This is a genomic window from Gordonia sp. Swx-4, assembly GCF_030316175.1.
GTDB classification, from domain to species: Bacteria; Actinomycetota; Actinomycetes; order Mycobacteriales; family Mycobacteriaceae; genus Gordonia; species Gordonia alkanivorans.
Genome location: NZ_CP128197.1, coordinates 2,633,893 through 2,652,154, shown reverse-complemented (window position 1 = coordinate 2,652,154; position 18,262 = coordinate 2,633,893). Strand labels below are relative to the sequence as shown.

The 18,262-nt window shown below is 65.8% G+C and carries 18 protein-coding genes; 8 read left to right on the top strand and 10 right to left on the bottom strand.

Annotated elements, in window-relative coordinates; translation table 11 throughout:
* Nucleotides 1-6 precede the first annotated feature (6 nt).
* Nucleotides 7-639: a class I SAM-dependent methyltransferase gene (locus PWF70_RS12120; RefSeq protein WP_286352604.1), complete on the bottom strand. Its 633-nt coding sequence runs from the start codon at nucleotides 637-639 to the stop codon at nucleotides 7-9.
* A 172-nt stretch (nucleotides 640-811) separates the two neighbouring features.
* Nucleotides 812-1,978, bottom strand: coding sequence for an LLM class flavin-dependent oxidoreductase (locus tag PWF70_RS12115; RefSeq protein WP_286352603.1), 1,167 nt, complete (start codon nucleotides 1,976-1,978; stop codon nucleotides 812-814).
* A gap of 206 nt (nucleotides 1,979-2,184) precedes the next feature.
* Here PWF70_RS12115 and PWF70_RS12110 point away from each other — a divergent pair, with 206 nt between their 5' ends.
* Complete coding sequence (locus tag PWF70_RS12110) at nucleotides 2,185-2,940, top strand: helix-turn-helix transcriptional regulator (protein WP_286352602.1); 756 nt, start codon at nucleotides 2,185-2,187, stop codon at nucleotides 2,938-2,940.
* 207 nt (nucleotides 2,941-3,147) lie between these two features.
* Here PWF70_RS12110 and PWF70_RS12105 read toward each other — a convergent pair whose 3' ends face one another.
* Nucleotides 3,148-3,747: a DUF3558 family protein gene (locus PWF70_RS12105; protein WP_286352978.1), complete on the bottom strand. Its 600-nt coding sequence runs from the start codon at nucleotides 3,745-3,747 to the stop codon at nucleotides 3,148-3,150.
* A gap of 678 nt (nucleotides 3,748-4,425) precedes the next feature.
* Complete coding sequence (locus PWF70_RS12100) at nucleotides 4,426-5,697, bottom strand: vWA domain-containing protein (protein ID WP_286352601.1); 1,272 nt, start codon at nucleotides 5,695-5,697, stop codon at nucleotides 4,426-4,428.
* A gap of 99 nt (nucleotides 5,698-5,796) precedes the next feature.
* On the opposite strand from PWF70_RS12100, the gene PWF70_RS12095 reads away from it, so the two are divergent.
* Nucleotides 5,797-6,510 (top strand): NUDIX hydrolase, encoded by a 714-nt coding sequence (locus tag PWF70_RS12095; protein ID WP_286352600.1) that lies wholly within the window; start codon nucleotides 5,797-5,799, stop codon nucleotides 6,508-6,510.
* 72 nt (nucleotides 6,511-6,582) lie between these two features.
* On the top strand, nucleotides 6,583-7,836 hold the full coding sequence (locus tag PWF70_RS12090) for an APC family permease (protein WP_286352599.1): 1,254 nt from the start codon (nucleotides 6,583-6,585) through the stop codon (nucleotides 7,834-7,836).
* Between the two features lie 20 nt (nucleotides 7,837-7,856).
* Here PWF70_RS12090 and PWF70_RS12085 read toward each other — a convergent pair whose 3' ends face one another.
* Entirely contained in the window at nucleotides 7,857-8,510 is a 654-nt protein-coding gene (locus PWF70_RS12085) for a M23 family metallopeptidase (RefSeq protein ID WP_005195087.1), read from the bottom strand.
* 323 nt (nucleotides 8,511-8,833) lie between these two features.
* The gene (locus PWF70_RS12080) at nucleotides 8,834-9,628 is read right to left on the bottom strand and encodes an SDR family NAD(P)-dependent oxidoreductase (protein ID WP_286352598.1); all 795 of its coding nucleotides are present in this window, start codon (nucleotides 9,626-9,628) and stop codon (nucleotides 8,834-8,836) included.
* Between the two features lie 165 nt (nucleotides 9,629-9,793).
* On the opposite strand from PWF70_RS12080, the gene PWF70_RS12075 reads away from it, so the two are divergent.
* Entirely contained in the window at nucleotides 9,794-10,297 is a 504-nt protein-coding gene (locus PWF70_RS12075; protein ID WP_283349201.1) for a nuclear transport factor 2 family protein, read from the top strand.
* A gap of 2 nt (nucleotides 10,298-10,299) precedes the next feature.
* Here the strand turns inward: PWF70_RS12075 and PWF70_RS12070 are convergent, their stop codons facing one another.
* Both PWF70_RS12070 and PWF70_RS12065 read right to left on the bottom strand, forming a co-directional pair.
* Nucleotides 10,300-10,782, bottom strand: a complete 483-nt coding sequence (locus tag PWF70_RS12070; protein WP_283349202.1) for an SRPBCC family protein — start codon at nucleotides 10,780-10,782, stop codon at nucleotides 10,300-10,302.
* 33 nt (nucleotides 10,783-10,815) lie between these two features.
* Nucleotides 10,816-11,439, bottom strand: coding sequence for a TetR/AcrR family transcriptional regulator (locus PWF70_RS12065; RefSeq protein ID WP_283349203.1), 624 nt, complete (start codon nucleotides 11,437-11,439; stop codon nucleotides 10,816-10,818).
* Between the two features lie 78 nt (nucleotides 11,440-11,517).
* Between PWF70_RS12065 and PWF70_RS12060 the strand changes: the two genes are divergently transcribed.
* On the top strand, nucleotides 11,518-11,805 hold the full coding sequence (locus PWF70_RS12060) for a hypothetical protein (protein ID WP_283349204.1): 288 nt from the start codon (nucleotides 11,518-11,520) through the stop codon (nucleotides 11,803-11,805).
* Nucleotides 11,806-11,808: 3 nt separating this feature from the next.
* Here PWF70_RS12060 and PWF70_RS12055 read toward each other — a convergent pair whose 3' ends face one another.
* Complete coding sequence (locus tag PWF70_RS12055) at nucleotides 11,809-12,414, bottom strand: TetR/AcrR family transcriptional regulator (RefSeq protein WP_005195081.1); 606 nt, start codon at nucleotides 12,412-12,414, stop codon at nucleotides 11,809-11,811.
* A gap of 415 nt (nucleotides 12,415-12,829) precedes the next feature.
* Here PWF70_RS12055 and PWF70_RS12050 point away from each other — a divergent pair, with 415 nt between their 5' ends.
* From PWF70_RS12050 to PWF70_RS12040, 3 genes are read left to right on the top strand one after another with little or no spacing between them, the layout of a single operon-like run.
* On the top strand, nucleotides 12,830-14,065 hold the full coding sequence (locus PWF70_RS12050; protein WP_283349205.1) for an ABC transporter substrate-binding protein: 1,236 nt from the start codon (nucleotides 12,830-12,832) through the stop codon (nucleotides 14,063-14,065).
* A gap of 51 nt (nucleotides 14,066-14,116) precedes the next feature.
* Nucleotides 14,117-16,867, top strand: coding sequence for a branched-chain amino acid ABC transporter permease/ATP-binding protein (locus tag PWF70_RS12045; protein ID WP_280089093.1), 2,751 nt, complete (start codon nucleotides 14,117-14,119; stop codon nucleotides 16,865-16,867).
* Nucleotides 16,864-17,586: an ABC transporter ATP-binding protein gene (locus PWF70_RS12040; protein ID WP_241548928.1), complete on the top strand. Its 723-nt coding sequence runs from the start codon at nucleotides 16,864-16,866 to the stop codon at nucleotides 17,584-17,586. The genes PWF70_RS12045 and PWF70_RS12040 overlap by 4 nt, the downstream gene beginning before the upstream one ends.
* 55 nt (nucleotides 17,587-17,641) lie before the next feature.
* On the opposite strand, the gene PWF70_RS12035 is transcribed toward PWF70_RS12040, so the two are convergent.
* Complete coding sequence (locus PWF70_RS12035; protein ID WP_241548929.1) at nucleotides 17,642-18,208, bottom strand: TetR/AcrR family transcriptional regulator; 567 nt, start codon at nucleotides 18,206-18,208, stop codon at nucleotides 17,642-17,644.
* Between the last annotated feature and the right edge of the window lie 54 nt (nucleotides 18,209-18,262).

Below are 18,262 nucleotides of genomic sequence, written 5' to 3'. Positions count from 1 at the left end.
ACCAATCTATTGGTGATGCGCCGAGCCCGATTCCTGGGCAGGGCGAAGTACCGCGACTATGAATTCTGAGTCTTCGGTGAACGGCCGAACATCCCACGCCGACAAGAGCACGTCCCTATCGAAGCCGGCCGTCGACGCGTCGCTGAGGAAGTCGTCGAAGGGATAATCTCGGCCCGCGCCGAAACCGATCACCGCACGACCGTTCTCGCGCAAATGCGCGCGCAACCGACGCAACACGGTGACGCGAGTACTCGGGGCCAAGAAGGTCATTACGTTACCCGCGGACGCAATGATGTCGAAAGGTTCGTCGATTCCACGGGCGGGTAGGTCGAGTTCGGCGAGGTCGTTGACCAGCCAGCGCGGTCCCGGGTGATCCTTCTCCGCCGCGGCGACGAGGACGGGATCGACGTCGACGCCGACAACGTCATGACCTACTGCCGCCAGGTATCCGGCGATGCGTCCGGCTCCGCATCCGGCGTCGAGGATGCGCGAGCCGCGGGCTGCCATCGCGTCGATGAAGCGGGCCTCGCCGACGACGTCCTTTCCCTCACGCTCCATGGTGCGGAAACGCTCGACGTACCACTGGGAGTGTCCGGGATCGGCGGCGACCTTCTGCATCCATATGCTCTGTTCGACCATGCGTCGCATTGTCGCAAAGGCGCCTGATCCTGAGATGAGGGAGCCAGCGTCGCATGCGGCCGGTCGCCGCCGCGAACTGTCATGACGGCGACCGGGGAGCGCACGTGAGTCATCGTCGCAGAATGATGCTCGTACGAAGCCGGTGTGCTGTTGTGTTGAGAGACGGTGAATTTCAGCCCTTCGACGCGAGTTCTTGCTGGTATTTGCGCGTCATGTGGTCGACAGCCTCGAGCTGCTTCGCGGCGTGGCCTTCGCGCACAGCACGCGCGTGCTCAGCGGCGTCGAGCGTCGCCTGCGCCTGTCCCTGGAAGTGCGGGAACACTTCCTGGGCGAAGAGTTCCGCGGAACGCTTGGTGTCCTGCGGGTTCGCCCAGTCGTGGCCCATCTGCAGCAGGCATCCGAAGCCTTGCGATTGATCCCATAGACGTTGGACCTGGGCTCGGGCTTGTTCCGGAGTACCGATGACGCCGATGCCCGCCTGGTTGATGAAGTCGATCATCTCGGTGAGTTTGTTTCCGGAGACCGCCATCTGAGGGAATGCGGCGACGTGTTGGAAGTAGTCGAACCACTGCTCGATGCCGTATTCAACCTGGCGATACGCCTCGGCCTCTGTCTCGGCGATGTGGAACGGTCCTGCGAGGGTCCACTTGCTGCGGTCGACGGTCACGTTGTTGGCCGCAGCGCGTTCCTCCATGACGTTCCAGTGGTGGCCGAGGGCGTCGAAACCATCGGCGGAGAGCGTCGCGCCGATCGACAGCAACCCGAGACCGTGGGTGCCGGCGAGTCGCGGTCCGGTGGGCGACGCCACTGCGGCGACCACTACGTCGATGCCGTCGGCCGAGTAGGGCGCCAGCTGGAGCTTGGCGTCGAAAAGTTCGTGGGTGCGGGTCTTCGCGGACACCGTCTCGCCACGGAGGAGTCGCACGACGATGTCGAGGTTCTCCTGTAGGAGTTCGCGGGTGTCGGTGGGGTTGAGGCCGATCATCGCGGAGTCGGTCGGTAGGGAACCGGGTCCGACGCCGAAGATGGTGCGGCCGCGGGTGAGGTGGTCGAGCTGCATGATGCGGTCGGCCGCCCAAAGGGGGTTGTGGTAGGAGAGCGAGGTGACGCCGGTGCCGAAGCGGATGCGCTTCGCCCGCTGTGAGGCGGCGGCGATCATGATCTCCGGCGAGGCGATGATCTCGCTGCCGGCGGAGTGATGCTCGCCGAACCAGGCTTCGTCGTAGCCGAGGTGGTCGAGGTGTTCGACCAGGTCGAGGTCACGTTCCAGGGCGGCGGTGGGGTTGCGGCCGGGTGCGTGGAACGGCGCCATGAAGTATCCGAAGCGAAGCCTGCTCATGCGAGTCTCCTGTCGATCTGTCGGCCGGCGGTCTGTCGGCCACGATCAAAGACTAGAAAGAGTGTGACTGGTGACACAGTGCACGAAAGTGGACGGTTTGCTCTGGGCTTCCTGCCGTAGCGCCAGTTGCATGGCGTTGCATGTGCTCCACATCACAATTGAACCGGTACAGTTCAGGAATCGCGTCAGGAGGAAGGAGCACGGGATTGGCCAGTCAGTCGGTCGCGCTACCCGCCGACGAGTACGAGCGGGTCTTCGCCATTCTGGACGCATGTTCGGAGGCGGATACCCTCGACGCGTTCAAGAACGTCTTGATGGGTGCGCTGCACGAGCACTACGACTGTCTGAACACAACGTTCTTCACCGGCCCGACCTTTGTCACCGCGTTCTCGGACACCAACCCTCTGGTGACGGGGCGGATCATGCCGGTGATCGACGAGTATCAAGCGCGGTGGTACCCGAAGGACGTCTTCGCCTCCACGCAATCGCGGGCAGCGCTGTCGAAGAATCCGGCGATCTCGGCGGACAAGATTGGCGGGCTCGCCACCGACTCGGTCAGCTATCTACAAGACTTCCTGTACCGCAAGCGGTTACACAGTGCATCCGTGATGCATCTCGACCTCGCGAACGATTGTCACGGGCTCGTTGGGTTGTTCGACTCGGAAGGTAGGGAACCGGACCGCGTGCGGTTGCATGCCATGGGTCTGCTGTCGCGGCAACTGTCGAACCTTGCGAAATTGCTTCCCGGGGAGCCGCTTCCATCGTGGCGGGAGTGTCTGTCGCCGCGGCAGATCGAGCTGGCTGAGCTCGTTGCGGACGGGCACACCAACGAAGAGATTGCGTCGATCCTCAACCTGGGGGTCGACACCGTTAAGAAGTATGTCAGCCGTGTGTTCGCGGCCACGCGAGTCCGGAATCGGGCCGAGTTGGTGAAGTTGGTCTGTGTCACGACCAATCGCTAAAGAAGTGAGTTGCCACCCAGGCGCTGAATGGCTGCCCATTTACCGGCATCTTTGACGTGGGGTCCGGAGAAATCCGCCTCAACGATGGACGACGCACCAGTGAGGTATCAGTCTTACGCGCATACTTCTGTGGCCTGAATCTTCGTCAGGGCGTTGCCGGCTGCGGTTTTGCTGCGTTACATACGCCGCTACAACGGCGTCGTCAGCCTACTCGGGAATGCCGTCGATGGTCGAGCGGAGGAAGTCGGCCGCAGATGCGCAGACAGCTTCGATGGGCGGCGGGTTCTGCTCAATCAGGACGACATTGGTTATGACTACGGCCTCCCCAGACTGGACGTAAGCTGCGCAGTCTGACGGACCCGTGGACCCGAGGATTACTCGCCGACCTTTAATCTCGATGTCTGGGTGCCAGCTCGTGGCGGCGTACTCCTCTTTGTGCGCAGAGAGACCGCCTTGCGGCCGGTCTAGATCTCCAACGAACTGCGACAGGAATGACAACTCATTGTTCGTATAGCTCCACTGACAACCGCGGGCTGTCTGAAAGTTCGACCCTGCGACATCGCCTACGGACTCCACGTCGAGCCCGAAGCGTCGAACAACTTCCTCAGGCACTTGGGTGCAAGGCTCGTACGAAGTGCCGTCGTTATTGCTACTCCAACGATCTGGAAACTCAGTGTCGAATGGAAGCCGCCGTCCAGCGTCGTCCGTCTGACGAACTCCGGTTGCCGCTGACGAGTGCGGACCAGACGAACTCGTTGGTGTGGGCGAACCGGCAACGCCGCAGGCCGACAGTCCGATTCCAGTCACGATGGCGCCCACGGCGATCAACGTCGATGTGATCTTCCGGTACCTATTGTTCAAGACTGGCGGCACCTCTAGCGTCCACGTCTTCGAAGCTTGAGACAGCAGAGCTGCACTGTTCGCTCAGTGCAGTGGCTCTCAGAGCTTGATCTGTTAACTCTGCCGAGAGGGACTCGATCGCAGATCGGACGGCCTTCGTAACGTCCCGGCCTTCAGTGCATTCTCCGAGCTTGTTTGTACGACTTGCCCCTGCGAGTAGCCGTTTCGCCGCTGATAGCTCCTTCGCCGCGTCTCTCGCGACCTCTGCCCGGCGCTCCCACAGTGCGCGCTCGGAGAGGAGTTGATAGTCAGCTCCGGCTGGATTCGATGGCACCGGTGGACCCAGTCTGGGAAACACCGAGTCATCTGAGAACGGTGTCGTCACAAGACCCCCTCACGCTCGCGCGCCCCGACGGCGCCCCACCCTCGCCGAACAGACTAGCGTGACCCGACGATTCCGCCATCTGATCCTGCTCGCTGTGGAGTGTGAACCCTAGGCAGTCCACGGGAACCAACTCGCAGCGCCGAACTTCTCCGAATCGAGTACGCCTCCACGTCCTGCGCGAACGGGGGTGCGGTGACGCCGCCGAGGACAGGTGTGGCCACCGAGCCCAAGCCAGGTGGCCACACGCCGACTACAACCCATTACGCCCGCCGGCGCCCCCGCTTCCGGTTCGAGAGGTGGTACGAGTCCCGGGACATCTTCGACGCGTACCCAGCACCCTCGACCCTCGCCTGCGCGCCCAACACCTCAATGCTCCGCAGCTCCTGCTCGATCGCCATGAACTCCTCGGGCGAAGCGAGCACCGAGGCCCGTCGAAGCTGAGACGCCGATTCGCCCAGCAGCTCGTTGCCGGTATCCAGATCTCCGGCCTCGAATGCCTTCGACGCCCTGAGCTTCGCCGCCTGCCCCTCCTGGTACAACCGCTCCGACTCGACCTTCGGATCCGGCACGCGACCCGACGCCTCGTCGCCCGGCACCACATTCACCGAAATGGGCAGCGTCACCGTGTGTTCGGTGAGCGTCGAGGTCTCGACGTACCGCAACTCGAGCGTCGCGATCTGCGCCAGCCCGAGCGCGGCCATCCCGTCGACCTTCATCCGCAGCAACAGCTTCCGCTCCTCGAGCGCGTAGAAGTCGCCGAGCTCGATCATCACCTCGCCGTCGGCGGTCTGGTGTGCCGGCAGGTCGTTGTACAGCGACAACTCTTGCACCTGCGGGACGTACCGCACGGTCAGCGTCACCACCTGCGCCGACTTCGACAACAGACCCTCGACCTCACCGGCGATCGCCGCACCCGCCGCATCCGGGTTGTCGGCGAACACGTGGTTGCCGTTGCCGGCGCGCGCCATCGCCGACAGCAGCGTCTCGTCGTAGCCACGCCCGTAACCGAGCGTGGACGTGACGATGCCGTCGCCAGCGGCCTTCGACGTAACACTCGCGAACTTGTCGACGTCGACGATGCCGCGGTTCACGTGGCCGTCGCTGATGATCAGTACCGTGCCGCCCTGGATTCCGGCCGTCTGGGCGCTGCGACGCAGTTCCCGCAGCCCGAGCAGGTAGCCCGACGACAGATCCGTGCAGCCACCGGCGACGATCGACCCGATCGCGTCCACCGCGCGCTGCTTGTCCGACAGGGGAGCGGCCGGCACGACCACCTGCGCGTCGTCGTCGAAGGTGACCACGCCGAACGCATCCGACGGATCCAGCTGCGCGACAACACCGGCGAGCGCCTTCTTCGCACCCTCGAGCGGGCTGCCGGACATCGACCCGCTCCGGTCGAGCACCACCTGCACAGCAGTGGGGGTGCGTGTGGTTTCTGGTCCGGCGGGAGCCTGCAGTTCCAGCAGAACGGTCACTTCATCGGCGGTCTCATGGGCCACCATCTCGACGTCCAGAGCAGCGGAGAGTTTCATTGTCATTCCTTCCTCCGCCTCGACGTTCGCGCGAGACGGTGACTTTGCGCGTTTCTGAGAATAGATCTTTGCGCAGACATTCGCATAGTCTTTTTGGTTGTGGCCACTGGTTCGACGACGCTCACCGACTACCCGCGACCGAACGTGGCCGTCGACATCGCGGTTCTCACCGTTTCCGACGGCACGCTGAATGTGGTGATCCAGCGCGACGAGCAGGGGAGAGCCGCGTTGCCGGGGCGGTTCGTCCGGGAGCGGCGCACCGTCGAGGAGACGGTGCGCGAGGTGCTCGAACTGAAACTGGGGCTGTCGCCCGATCACGTCCGACCGCACCTGCTGGCGGTCTTCAGTGATCCTGACCGGGATCCTCGGGGATGGACGATCTCGGTCGCGCATGCTGTGGCCCTGCCGGCCGCCGAGTTGTCCGACGTCACGGGTGAACTCGCACCCGTGACGTCAGCGGGGAAGTTGGCGTCAGGAGAGCAGGTCCTTTACGACCACGCCGAGATCATTGCAGCGGCCACCGACAAACTCCGCGAACGCTACGAAGACCAGCCCGACCCGGACAATCTCCTGCGACCTCCGTACACGCTGTCGGAGCTGCGGGAACTGCATGAAGCGATCCTCGGACGGCGGCTGATGCGGGACTCGTTCAACCGGCGCGCGCAACCATTGCTCGCACCGCAGCTCGACGCCGAGGGTAAACCTGCGACGCGGGTCGGCGGCGGACGCCCCGCACGGCTGTACGCGAAAGACGCGCCACCGACCGCGACCTTCGGGTGGCGATTACCCAGCCCGAGGCCCGACACTCAATAGCGGCCACGCGGCCTCGCCCTAGCGACGCTTCAGGTTCCACAGCGTCGTGCAACCACTGAACAAAGGAATTCGATGACGGACTCCCAGGCCCCGCTGCGTCGGGCGCTCGGTCTTCACGACGCGGTGCTGGTAGGCCTCGGGGCGATGCTCGGCGCCGGAATCTTTGTCGCCCTCGCCCCGGCGGCTGCGGCTGCCGGGTCGTGGCTCCTCGTCGGCCTCGCGATCGCCGGTGTCGTCGCCTATTGCAACGCAACATCTTCCGCGCGGCTGGCGGCCCTCTATCCGGTGTCGGGCGGCACCTACGTGTACGGCCGGGAGCGCCTCGGCGAGTTCTGGGGCTACCTCGCCGGGTGGGCGTTCGTCATCGGCAAGACCGCGTCGTGCGCGGCAATGGCGCTGACGGTCGGGGTGTACGTGTGGCCGGATCACGCCCACACCGTCGCGGTTGCCGCCGTGGTCGCGTTGACCGCGGTGAACTACGCGGGAGTGCAGAAGGCGGCGTGGCTGACACGGATCATCGTCGCCTTCGTGCTGGCGGTGCTGGCCGCGGTGGTGGTGTCGGCGTTCACGTCCGACGTTGCCAGTCCCGACCGTCTGACGCTGAGCTCGGACGCGAGCGTTCTCGGCGTCCTGCAGGCGGCGGGTTTGATGTTCTTCGCCTTTGCGGGTTACGCGCGGATCGCGACGCTGGGCGAGGAGGTCCGGGACCCCGCCCGCACCATTCCTCGCGCGATCGGCATCTCCCTGGGACTCACCCTCGTGGTCTACGCGCTGGTCGCGACCGCGGCGATCAGTATTCTGGGCGCCGACGAACTCGGCGACGCGGCAGCACCTTTGACGGCGGTCGCGGAATCGGCGGGTGTCGACTGGCTGGTCCCGGTCGTTCGCGTCGGTGCTGCGGTCGCGGCAATCGGGTCCCTGCTCGCGCTGATTCTCGGCGTCTCAAGGACCGTGCTCGCGATGTCCCGCGACGGTCATCTGCCGCGGACGCTCGCCGCGGTGCATCCGCGGACGCAGGTCCCGCATCGCGCCGAGCTGGTAGTCGGTGCGGTGGTTGCAGTCGTCGCCGCCACCGCTGATGTCCGTGCCGCCATCGGGTTCTCGTCGTTCGGCGTACTTCTCTACTACGCCATCGCCAACGCGTCGGCGTTCACCCTGTCTCGCGAGGAGAACCGTCCCGCGCGAGCCATCCCCGTGGTGGGTGTCCTCGGGTGCCTGGTGGTGGCGTTCACGTTGCCGCTCACCTCCGTGCTCGCTGGGATGGTCGTCCTAGCAGTGGGAGCCGGCGTGTACGCGATTCGCAGTACACGCCGGCTCCGACGTTAGGACTCAGGAAGAAGCTTCCGTCACGGGTGGACGCCGCGCTGGTTCAGCCACACCTGCGGGTTGATCTTCTTGCCGTTGGCATCCCAGACCTCGTAGTGCAGGTGGGGGCCGGTGGACTGGCCGCGATTACCGACGGTGGCGATCTTCTGACCGGCGGTCACATGCTGCCCGGGACGGACGAAGCTCTGGTCGACGTGGCCGAAGACACCGGTGGTGCCGTCGTCCTGCTTGACGCGGACCCACTGGCCGAAGCCCGAGGCCGGTCCGGACTCGAGGACGACCCCGTCGGTGACGGCGTAGATGGGGGTACCGATCTTGTTGGCGATATCGACTCCGTTGTGGTTGGTTCCCCAACGCGGGCCGAACCCGGAAGTCACGGTGCCGCTGACCGGCTTGACGGCCTTCCGCATGCCGGGGGCACCGGGGGTGAACACCGACGGCGGCAGGATGTCACGAGCGAACTTGTCGACCTCAGGCGGCAGGACGAGGCCGGCCGGCATCTTCACGTTCTCCGGCAGCGCGATATGCGGGGCGGGCGGCGCGGGCTGGGCCGATGCCTGTGCCGCGGTGCCGATCGTCAGGCCGGCGGTGCCTGCGAAGGCCGCGAGTGCGACCGCTCGCACTGCCTTCCGGGTGCGGGTCTGGGGTGAGCGATGAGCGTTCAGGAAATTCAAGGGCACAGCATTTCTGTTTCGGTAACGATTAGGTCTCGGAACGGACACAGCGAGGCTAACCATGCTGACCTGAGCGAATCCTTAGAAAACGGCCCGATCGTGGCCGGACTCACTCAAAATGGCTGAATTCCGAGCTCACCGTGGGTCCGGTCATACCTGGTTCGTCGCACAGCAGACACGTGGCGCTGTCTGTCACAGGACACGTGAGGGCCAGCGGGTCCGTCAAACGTGGGACACCGATCCCGAACACTTCGGCGCCCCGCCATCAGTACATTTGGCCGGTGCCGTGGGCGCCACGTCTTCGTGCGCCAAGCACACGAGCGTCACATGCGAGCTTGCCGACGCCTACCGAGTTTCTGCATCGCACCGATGAGTCCGAGGCCGACGCTGGGCGCGAGATCTCCGGCGCGGCTGATCACCCCTCGCCACCGCGGCAGTACCCGGAACACCTGACGGCTGCTCATGAGTTCCATACCGGCCTGAACGACCGCCGCCTCGTCGAGTGGCCGGGGGCCGGCGAAGAGCATCGCGGCACCCGGGTCGTTCGCGTGCGAGGTGACCATCTGCGTATTCACCACGTCCGGGCATAGCGCACGAACCCGGATGGGCAGGCCTGCGTGCCGCACATCGCCTTCCAGTGACGTCGTGTAGGACAACACCGCCGCTTTGGTGGCGGCGTACAGCGCCAAACCTGGCACGGGTGCGAGCGCCGAGAGGGACGCGACATTGAGAATGACTCCGCCGCCGGTGTGGCGCATCTGGGCGACCGCGGCGGCCGATCCCGCCATGACACCACGCACATTCACGTCGAGGATGGTCGCGATCTCCTCGTCGGAGTGCTCCCACGCCGCTCCCGCGTAGAGCACGCCGGCATTGTTCACCCAGACGCTCAACCGCCCGAGTGCGGCGGCTTCTTCGGCTATCCGACGATGTGACGAGATGTCCCGCACGTCCTGCTGCAGGCCGACTGCGCCTCCGCCGATCTCGGCCGCGGCGCGGTCGGCCGCCTCGCCATCGACGTCGGTGAGAATCACCAGGTGCCCTTCCTGCGCGAGACGACGGGCGAAAGCAAGGCCGATACCGCGACCGGCGCCGGTGACAACCGCTGTGCTGGACATGCCCGGACTCTACTGTGCGCAGCTTGGGCCCAGTCGCGTCGCATCTCCATGGCCCCGGTTCCGCCGGGGGCAGACCCCGGACCTGGTATCCAACTCCCGTTGCTGGCGCCGATGTTGTCGCAGATGCTCGCCGTAGCCTGACCGCCGAGCCCTTAAGGTGAACACATGGACACCGACGCCACTCGTCGTCTCGATGAACTCGCGCACATCGAGGCCATCAAGCAGCTCAAGCACCGCTACTGGCGTGCTTGTGATGCCAAGGACGTCAATGGTTTTCGCAGCTGCTTCATCGCTCAGGGTGCACGCATCGACTACGGCCGGCTCGGCATCTTCGACGACGCAGAGCCGATGGCGAAGATCTTCGACCAGGTGGCTCGGCACAAGGTGGGCGGGGAGTACGCCATCTTCGACATGCACCACGGCCTCCACCCCGACATCACGCTGACTTCGGAGACCACGGCCACCGGCCGGTGGACCCTGAAGTTCCGTCAGGTGAACCTGATCGACCGCACCGAAACCGTGATGACAGGGGAGTACGACGACGAGTACGTCGTCGAGGGCGGCGAATGGAAGATGTCGGCCAGCAAGCTCACCGAACGGTGGTCACTGCGACGCCCACTCGGCCCCGACGCCACGGTGCACGCCGGAGCCTTCCACGAGTCGGACTAGCGTCACACCGGCTGGCGGACCATCGCCGCGAGCCGCTCGAGTGTCTCCGTCATGCCGTGCCGCAGATCGGTTTTCCGGTCCTTGAGTCCGTAGAGCGTGCCGATGAGGAACCAGCCGAACGAGTTCAACGGCTCGGTCACCTCGTAGGACTCGGTGACCATCGTGCCGGTGGCATCGGGATCGAAACGATAGCTCCAGCGCAGGGTTCCGCCGATCCATTCGGTGCGCTCGAAGGTGAACTCGCGTCCTCGGTCGGCGACGGTGATGACAGGTTTGTTGAACCAGTCCGGTCCACGCCCGGCCGAGTTCCGCGCTCGGAACCGCGCGCCGACGGCTGGACCGGTGGCGCCGTCCACCCACTTCACATCCGCTATCTCCGAGGACAATTCGGGTGTTCGCGTGACGTCGGAGACGATGTCGTACAGCTCTTCGGGGCTCGCGTCGATGTGGCGCGACACCGAGTCGCTGGTCAGATCCTGACGCATGATGGTTCCTTCCTTCCGTGCCCCGAGGCTTGCTCAGGGCGAATAGTGGCGCACCCACATCTGTAGGGCGTCGTCGAGTAGTCGTGTATAAGAACCGGATTCGTAGGTCGCGCCCGGTTCGTTCGACATCTGCTGCGAACCGATCCCCGAGACGACCGAGGTGAGGAGTCGCAGGGCATCCTCCGAGTCGGCGTCGGGGCCGAGTTCACCGCGCGCGACTGCGGTCGCCAGATCCTCGCGAGCCTGGTCCACGATCGCCAGCGCCGGCGCGAACGCCGCCTCGCTCGGCTCGAAGCCGGGCACCGGACGCCAGAACAGCAGGGCCGCCAGCCCGGGCTCCGTCATCGACCACCGGATGATCGCCCGCGACTGTTCGAGCAACCCGTCCAACCCGGGTTCACGGCCCGCGCGTGCAGCGTCGACGAACGCGCTGAGTTCGAGGTTTCCGACCTCGAACAGCCTGTCGTACAGGGCATTGCGCGACGGGAAGTACTTGTAGAGCGACGGCGGCCGCATCTGCATCCGCCGGGCGATCTCGGAGATGGAGACCGCGCCGGCTCCTTGCTCGGCGATGATGTCGCGTGCATGACGGATCGCCTCGTCGATCGTCGTCTGCCGACGCTCCGACCGTCGCGTTGAGCTATATCCTGTAGCCACAGCTATAGGGTATAGCTGTCCAGGCGTCGAAACAACGGCTCGGAACTAGAAGATGCAGATCGTGGCACCGTGGAACCCATGTCCGATCCCGAACACACCCCCGACGGCCATCACATCGTGATCAACGGCCGCAAATGGCGTGCAACGGATCCGCTCATTCCCGACGACCGTCGGTCCGAACTTCAGTCGATCCTGATGGCGTGGCGACGCGACGTGAAACGCACGAAGGGTGCACCCGAGTCACGCGCCGGCGTTCAGGCCGCGAAGGTCGCGCTGGGGGAGCGCGGAACACCGTGGTGGGAGCAGTCCGACGACGAGCGCCGCGCACGGTGGGAGGCCGACGTTCCGCGACCGGAACACAGCTGAGACTTACCGAGGAACGATCGATTCGGCCGCATATCGTCCGGCGCGCTCGAATGTCTCGGTGATGTCGAGATCCGGGTCGATCCGCCAGTAGCGCATAGTCGACAAGTAGATCGCCGCCACCATCTGGGCGAGGAACTCCACCGGGTGATCCGTCCGCAGATCGCCCTGCTCCAAGCCCGGCTCGAGCAGCCGCTGCACCTGCGCGGTGAACAGGTGGCTGCGTTCTCCCAGGCCCTCCGACGCCGTCGCCAGACGCTCGATCTCACCGGTGACGACGCGCATGTAATCGGGATCGGCCACCGAGGACTGCGCGAAGTCGATGAAGACGCCCACGACCCGGTCATGGGTACTGACCGGCCGGCGCAACATTGCGTCGACAACCCGTCCGAACACGCCCATCAGTTCGGCGTACAGCGCGCCGACCAGGTCGTCTTTGCTGGGGAAATAGTTGAAGAAGGTCGCCCGGGACACCTCGGCGCGTTCGGCGATTTCCTCGACCGTGGCGTCGGCTCCGCGGATGCCCAACAACTCGCGTGCCGCGGTCACCAGCCGGTCACGGGTCTGCTGCTTGTTCTTCTCTCGACGGCCGACAGGCGCGGCGTCGGTCATGGAGGGCCTCCGTCCGTCGCTGGGTCGAGTTGCAGTATGCCGCTCGTGAGGACCAATTCTTACATTCGCCCACCAATTTCTGGATGGTCATCTAACTTTTGCCTCTAAGTCCAATGTGACGCACGACACGTCGACTGCGTGGTGTCGTCGCACGTCCCGAGGGATGGTGAGCGCCATGCGGGTGAGGCGGCCCAGCGGGGTGGGTCATCGACGGACGTCGCGTCGGAGTATGGCGGAAGGTGCCATCGCGGCTCGATGCTGCTCTATGCGCCCTGATTCGAATTGGGTTGCACTGCAACAGAATCGAGGTGGCGCACAGAATCACAAAACTACGCATACCCGACATCTGTCGGGGTTACAGTCGCCTCGACGCCGGGCACCTCGGTCCTGGCATCTCCTATCGAAGGGATTGCAGTTGAGATCACCACTTGCACTCAAGCGCGTGCTGCGGACAACCACGGTCATCGGTTGCGCAGGCGTGCTCGCCCTCGGAGCCCTCACGGCGTGCGCCGACGACAGCTCCGACAGTTCGAGCGCCGGGGAGACCAGCGCGCTGCCCAGCAACGCCGCGACCGGCGACCCGATCAAGCTCGGGCTGATCGTGCCCGAGGGTGGCGCGGTGACGACGCCGATGGTGCGTGAGGGCAGCGAAGCGGCCGTCGACTACCTCAACAACAACGGCGGCGGCATCGGCGGCCACAAGATCGACCTCGTCGTGTGCAAGCAGCAGGAAGAACCCGCTTCGGCGACCAAGTGCGCCAACCAGATGGTCGAGGAGAAGGTCTCGGCCGTCGTGTCGCCGCTGGGTGCGCAGGGCGCGGTCATGCTGCCGATCATCGCCGGCGCGGGCATCCCCTTCGTCGCGCAGGCACCGGTCTCGCAGGCCGAGATGGCCACCCCCGGATCGTTCATGCTCTCCGGCGGCATCGTCGCGGTGCTCGCCGGCCAGGCCGCCACCGCCGCCAAGGACGGCCTCAAGAAGGTCACCCTCATCATCGGCGACTCAGGCGACGCAGCCGCATCGGTCAAGGCCCTCGGCGAGCCGATGTTCAAGCAGGCCAACGTCGAGCTGAACGTCGTCACCATCCCGGTGGGCGCCGCAGACCTGACCCCGCAGATCACCGCCGGCCTCGCCGACAATCCCGACGCGGTCACCGTCCTCGGCGACACCCGCCAGTGCATCTCGGTGCTCAAAACCCTGCAGACCGTCGCACCGGACGCCAAGAAGTACCTGATCGCCAGCTGCCTCGACAAGCCGGTCCTCGACGCCGTCGGCAACGAGGCCGTGTCCGGGTCCAAGGCGTTCACCACCGTCAACCTCAGCTCCGACGACCCGAGCGTCACCCTGTACCGCAGTGTCATGGCGCAGTACGCCCCCGACACCGATCCCGCCGGTCTGGCCTACATCGGCTACCAGGTCGTCGCTGCGCTCGGTGAGCTGAAGGGCCTGGAGGGCACCGTCGACGCTCAGGCCTTCAAGAAGGCTCTGTCGGAGGCCAAGGATGTCCCGCTGCCCGCCGCGCCGGGTATCACGTTCACCTGCGACGGCAAGGCCTTCCCGCCGCTGACGTCCCTGTGCAGCAAGGCGATCCTGGTCAGCGACGTGACTGCGGACGCCAAGCTCGAGAACACCGTCGTCACCAACAACTGATTCCGACCAGATCGGGGCCACGTTCCGGCGTGGCCCCGATCGAGGAGTTCCATGACTGACCATCTCGCGTTCCTGGTTCTCGGCCTCGGCAACGGGGCCGTCTTCGCCGCACTCGGCCTCGCCCTGGTGATGACCTTCAAGAGCTCCGGCGTGGTGAACTTCGCCACCGGTGCCGTGGCCCTGTATGCCGCCTACACCTACGCTTTCCTGCGTCAAGGTGAACTCCTCAACCCCATACCCGGATTCCCGACGACCATCTCACTCGGATCGGATGTGGGAGTCGCTGTCGCCGTGCTGATCTCCGTGGTGATCGCCGCGATCCTCGGCATCATCCTCTACCTGCTCGTCTTCCGGCCGATGCGCGCCGCACCGGCTCTGGCCAAGGCGGTCGCGGCTATCGGGCTGATGCTGGTCATCCAGGCGCTCATCGCCCTGCGCGTAGGAGAGAACACCCCCAGCGTCGGCCCGATCTTCAAGGTCGACACCTTCAAGATCGGCTCCAGTGCGGTGCCCACCGACCGGCTGCTGCTCGCCGTCGTCATCGTCGGGCTCGCCAGTTGCGCCGGACTCGTGTTGCGCTACACCCGCTTCGGCGTCGCTACAGAGGCGGCCGCCGAATCCGAGAAGGGTGCACTCGTCACCGGTCTCTCCCCGGACCGTATCGCCATCGCCAACTGGGCATTGTCATCGGCGACCGCAGGCCTGGGCGGCGTGCTCATCGCCCCGATCGTGCCCCTCAATCCGGTCGCCTACACGATGTTCATCGTGCCGGCACTGGCCGCGGCGCTGGTCGGCAACTTCACCGCGATCTCGGTGACGGTCGGCGCGGGACTCGTCATCGGCATGCTCCAGTCGGAGGCCACCAAACTCCAGGCGACCTGGGACTGGATGCCCGACGCCGGTGTCGCAGAGGCGGTTCCACTGATCCTGATCATCGCGTTCCTCCTCATCCGCGGTCAACCGCTGCCCGGACGCGGAGCAGTCATCCGCCAGGACCTCGGCCGCTCACCTCGTCCCGAACATCTGCTGGTCCCCGGGATCATCGGCGTCGTCGTCGCCGTCATCGCCCTGCTCGCCACGTCCGGCTCTCTCCGTCTGGCGGTGATCGCCACGATGATCTACGGGATCATCGCGCTCTCCCAGGTCGTGGTCACCGGGTACGCCGGGCAGGTGTCGCTGGCCCAACTGACCCTGGCGGGCGTGGGAGCGTACGCGCTGAGCAGGCTGACCGAGGACCTCAACCTGCCGTTCCCGCTCGCACCTCTTCTCGCCGCCTGCGCTGCGATGGTCATCGGCGTGATCGTGGGGCTGCCGGCCCTGCGAGTGCGTGGCCTGCCGCTGATGGTCGCGACCCTCGCGCTCGCGGTCTTCTGCGAGGCATTCTGGTTCCGCAACCCGTCCCTGAACGGCGGTCTGCAAGGCGCACCGGTCGATTCGCCGTCGATCTTCGGCATCGACCTCGGCATCGGTGCGGGCGAGGGTTATCCGCGTCTCGCGTTCGGCATCCTGTGCCTCGTCGTCCTGACGGTCGCCGCCTACGGCGTCGCGGCGCTGCGACGAAGTGGGCTGGGCGCGTCGATGCTCGCGGTCCGCGCCAACGAGAGGTCGGCGGCCGCAGCCGGTATCAACGTCGGCGTCACCAAGCTCATCGCCTTTGCCATCGCATCCTTTCTCGCGGGACTCGGCGGCGCACTGCTCGCGTATCAACAGACCCTGGCGACTGCCGGGACATACGCCGTGTTCGCCGGCATCGGACTGTTCGCGGTGACCTATGTCGCGGGCGTCACCTCGATCTCCGGGGCGATCCTGGCCGGCGTCATCGCACCCGGCGGCGTGATGTACTTCGCCGTCGACAAGTACGCATCCTTCGGCGACTACTACATGCTCGTCAGCGGAATCCTGTTGGTGCTCACCGTCGTCACCAACCCCGACGGCCTGGTCGGCTATCTCCACAAGTTGCCGTACCCGGGTCGACGCACCGCACGGCCCGCCGCCGAGCAACCGGTGGAACCACCTGCAACGCCGGTTGCCGATACACCCGCGCCGCCAACCGGCTCGGTCATCCTCTCCATCCGCGACGTCACCGTTCGCTACGGCGCCGTCACCGCAGTCCGCGACGTCGGCTTCGACGTCCGGGCCGGCGAGATCGTGGGACTGATCGGACCGAACGGTGCCGGCAAGACCACGTTGATCGACGCCATCAGCGGCTTCGCACCTGCCGACGGCACGGTGTCGCTCGACGGCGAGTCCATCGACGGTCTGGCGCCACATCGTCGCAGCCGCGCGGGACTCGGCCGCACCTTCCAGGACATCGAGCTCTACGGCGAACTGTCGGTCGCCGAGAACCTGGCCATCGCGGCACAGCGCGCACCCGGCGACACGTCGGACAACGTGCGAAAGGTGTTGCACATGCTCGAGATCGATCACCTTCGCGAGGTCCCGGCCGCCGACCTCTCACAGGGACAGCGCCAGTTGGTCGCGGTCGCACGGGTGCTCGCCGGTCAACCGAGGGTCGCGCTCCTCGACGAGCCGGCGGCCGGACTCGACAGCACCGAGAGCCGATGGCTGGGTGACCGGTTGAGAGCGGCTCGCGCACATGGGGTCTCGATGGTCCTGGTCGATCACGACATGGACCTCGTGCTGAGCCTCTGCGATCGGGTGATCGTGCTCGACCTCGGCGCCGTCATCGCCGACGGCACCCCCGATGAGATACGCACGTCACCGGCCGTCGTCGGGGCCTATCTGGGCACCCCGTCGTCGGCGATGGCAGCCGAACCCGAACCAATGAAGGAGATGTCGTGACGGTGCTGGAATGCCACGGCCTCGACGCCGGATACAGCCGAGGGAACCCGTGTGTTCACGGCCTCGAGCTGTCCGTGAACGCGGGTGAGATCGTCGCCCTGCTGGGACCGAACGGTGCCGGGAAGACAACTCTGCTGACGACCCTGGCGGGATTGATGCCGCGTCTCGGTGGTGAGGTCACGGTCGCCGGACAGTCGGTGCGTCCGGGCGACGCGCGCGCGGCGGTCCGTGCCGGACTTGTCCTCGTGCCCGACGACCGGGCGCTGTTCCGCCGCCTGACCACCCGACAGAACCTGCACCTGGCAACACGTCTGCGGGGACGGGCGCGTCCTGAGGCCGTCGACAACGTGCTCGGCCACTTCCCGTCGCTGACCAAACGACTGACGGTGGCGGCCGGGGACCTGTCCGGCGGAGAGCAGCAGATGCTGGCCATCGCCCGTGCACTGCTGCAGAACCCGAAGGTGCTGCTGATCGACGAACTGAGCATGGGCCTCGCACCCATCGTCGTCGAATCGATCCTGCCCGTTCTGCGCGACGTCGCCGATACCGAGAAGACCGCGGTGATCCTCGTCGAACAGCACGTGCGGCTGGCTCTCGGCATCGCCGACCGTGCCGTGGTCCTTGTCCATGGCGAAGTCGGCCTGGAGGATTCGGCCTCGGCGCTCGCGACCGACATCGAGCGGATCGAGGAGGCCTACCTTGGGACGGCACGCGCGTAGACGCCCACGGAAGCGCGTCGCCGACTCGTCGACCGTCGCGCCAGAGGGCCTCGGCTCAGGCGGTGTCGGACTGCGGCCGGTAGATCGCATCGGTGATCCGGTTGGCGATGTCGGCGTGGGTGAGAAACCGGGCGGGGGACAGGAGCTCGGCGCACACGGCGCTGACCATGAACTCGACGGCGGCCTCGGGACTGGGGGACAGGTATCGGGCAACCGGTGATTCGGTGATGAACGCCAGCGCGCGGTCGGTGACGATGTCGATCAGTGTCGGGTGGCCCTCGCGCCGGATCAGCCAGGGGGTCAACGACGCCGCGTCGTACCGTAGAGCGGCCTGGACCAGCTCGTTGTTGGCGTTGTAGTCGAGCACCTCGCGGACGAGCATGTAGATCGTGTCCCGTGGATCGTCGGCAAACCGCAGACGGCTCAACATGACCCGCTCGAGCGCGTCGAGCTCCGAAGAGACGATGGCCGAGAGCAACTGGTCGCGCGAGGCGTACCGGCGATAGATGGTGGCCCGGCTGATGCCCGCCTCCTTCGCCACGGCGGCCAGGGTGAGCGCGCCGACGCCGACTCGACGCGCAACGGCGCGCGCCGCGCTCGTCAGGTCTTCAGCGCTCGACATTCCGCCATCCTAGAGCACACCCTCGTGCAACACCCTTGCCTATTTTGTCTCAGC

Bases quoted from the DNA above. Each gene is read 5' to 3' on its own strand.
- PWF70_RS12120 (WP_286352604.1), bottom strand. From the start codon at position 639: ATGGTCGAACAGAGCATATGGATGCAGAAGGTCGCCGCCGATCCCGGA.
- PWF70_RS12115 (WP_286352603.1), bottom strand. From the start codon at position 1,978: ATGAGCAGGCTTCGCTTCGGATACTTCATGGCGCCGTTCCACGCACCC.
- PWF70_RS12100 (WP_286352601.1), bottom strand. From the start codon at position 5,697: ATGAAACTCTCCGCTGCTCTGGACGTCGAGATGGTGGCCCATGAGACC.
- PWF70_RS12090 (WP_286352599.1), top strand. From the start codon at position 6,583: ATGACGGACTCCCAGGCCCCGCTGCGTCGGGCGCTCGGTCTTCACGAC.
- PWF70_RS12080 (WP_286352598.1), bottom strand. From the start codon at position 9,628: ATGTCCAGCACAGCGGTTGTCACCGGCGCCGGTCGCGGTATCGGCCTT.
- PWF70_RS12075 (WP_283349201.1), top strand. From the start codon at position 9,794: ATGGACACCGACGCCACTCGTCGTCTCGATGAACTCGCGCACATCGAG.
- PWF70_RS12070 (WP_283349202.1), bottom strand. From the start codon at position 10,782: ATGCGTCAGGATCTGACCAGCGACTCGGTGTCGCGCCACATCGACGCG.
- PWF70_RS12060 (WP_283349204.1), top strand. From the start codon at position 11,518: ATGTCCGATCCCGAACACACCCCCGACGGCCATCACATCGTGATCAAC.
- PWF70_RS12055 (WP_005195081.1), bottom strand. From the start codon at position 12,414: ATGACCGACGCCGCGCCTGTCGGCCGTCGAGAGAAGAACAAGCAGCAG.
- PWF70_RS12045 (WP_280089093.1), top strand. From the start codon at position 14,117: ATGACTGACCATCTCGCGTTCCTGGTTCTCGGCCTCGGCAACGGGGCC.
- PWF70_RS12035 (WP_241548929.1), bottom strand. From the start codon at position 18,208: ATGTCGAGCGCTGAAGACCTGACGAGCGCGGCGCGCGCCGTTGCGCGT.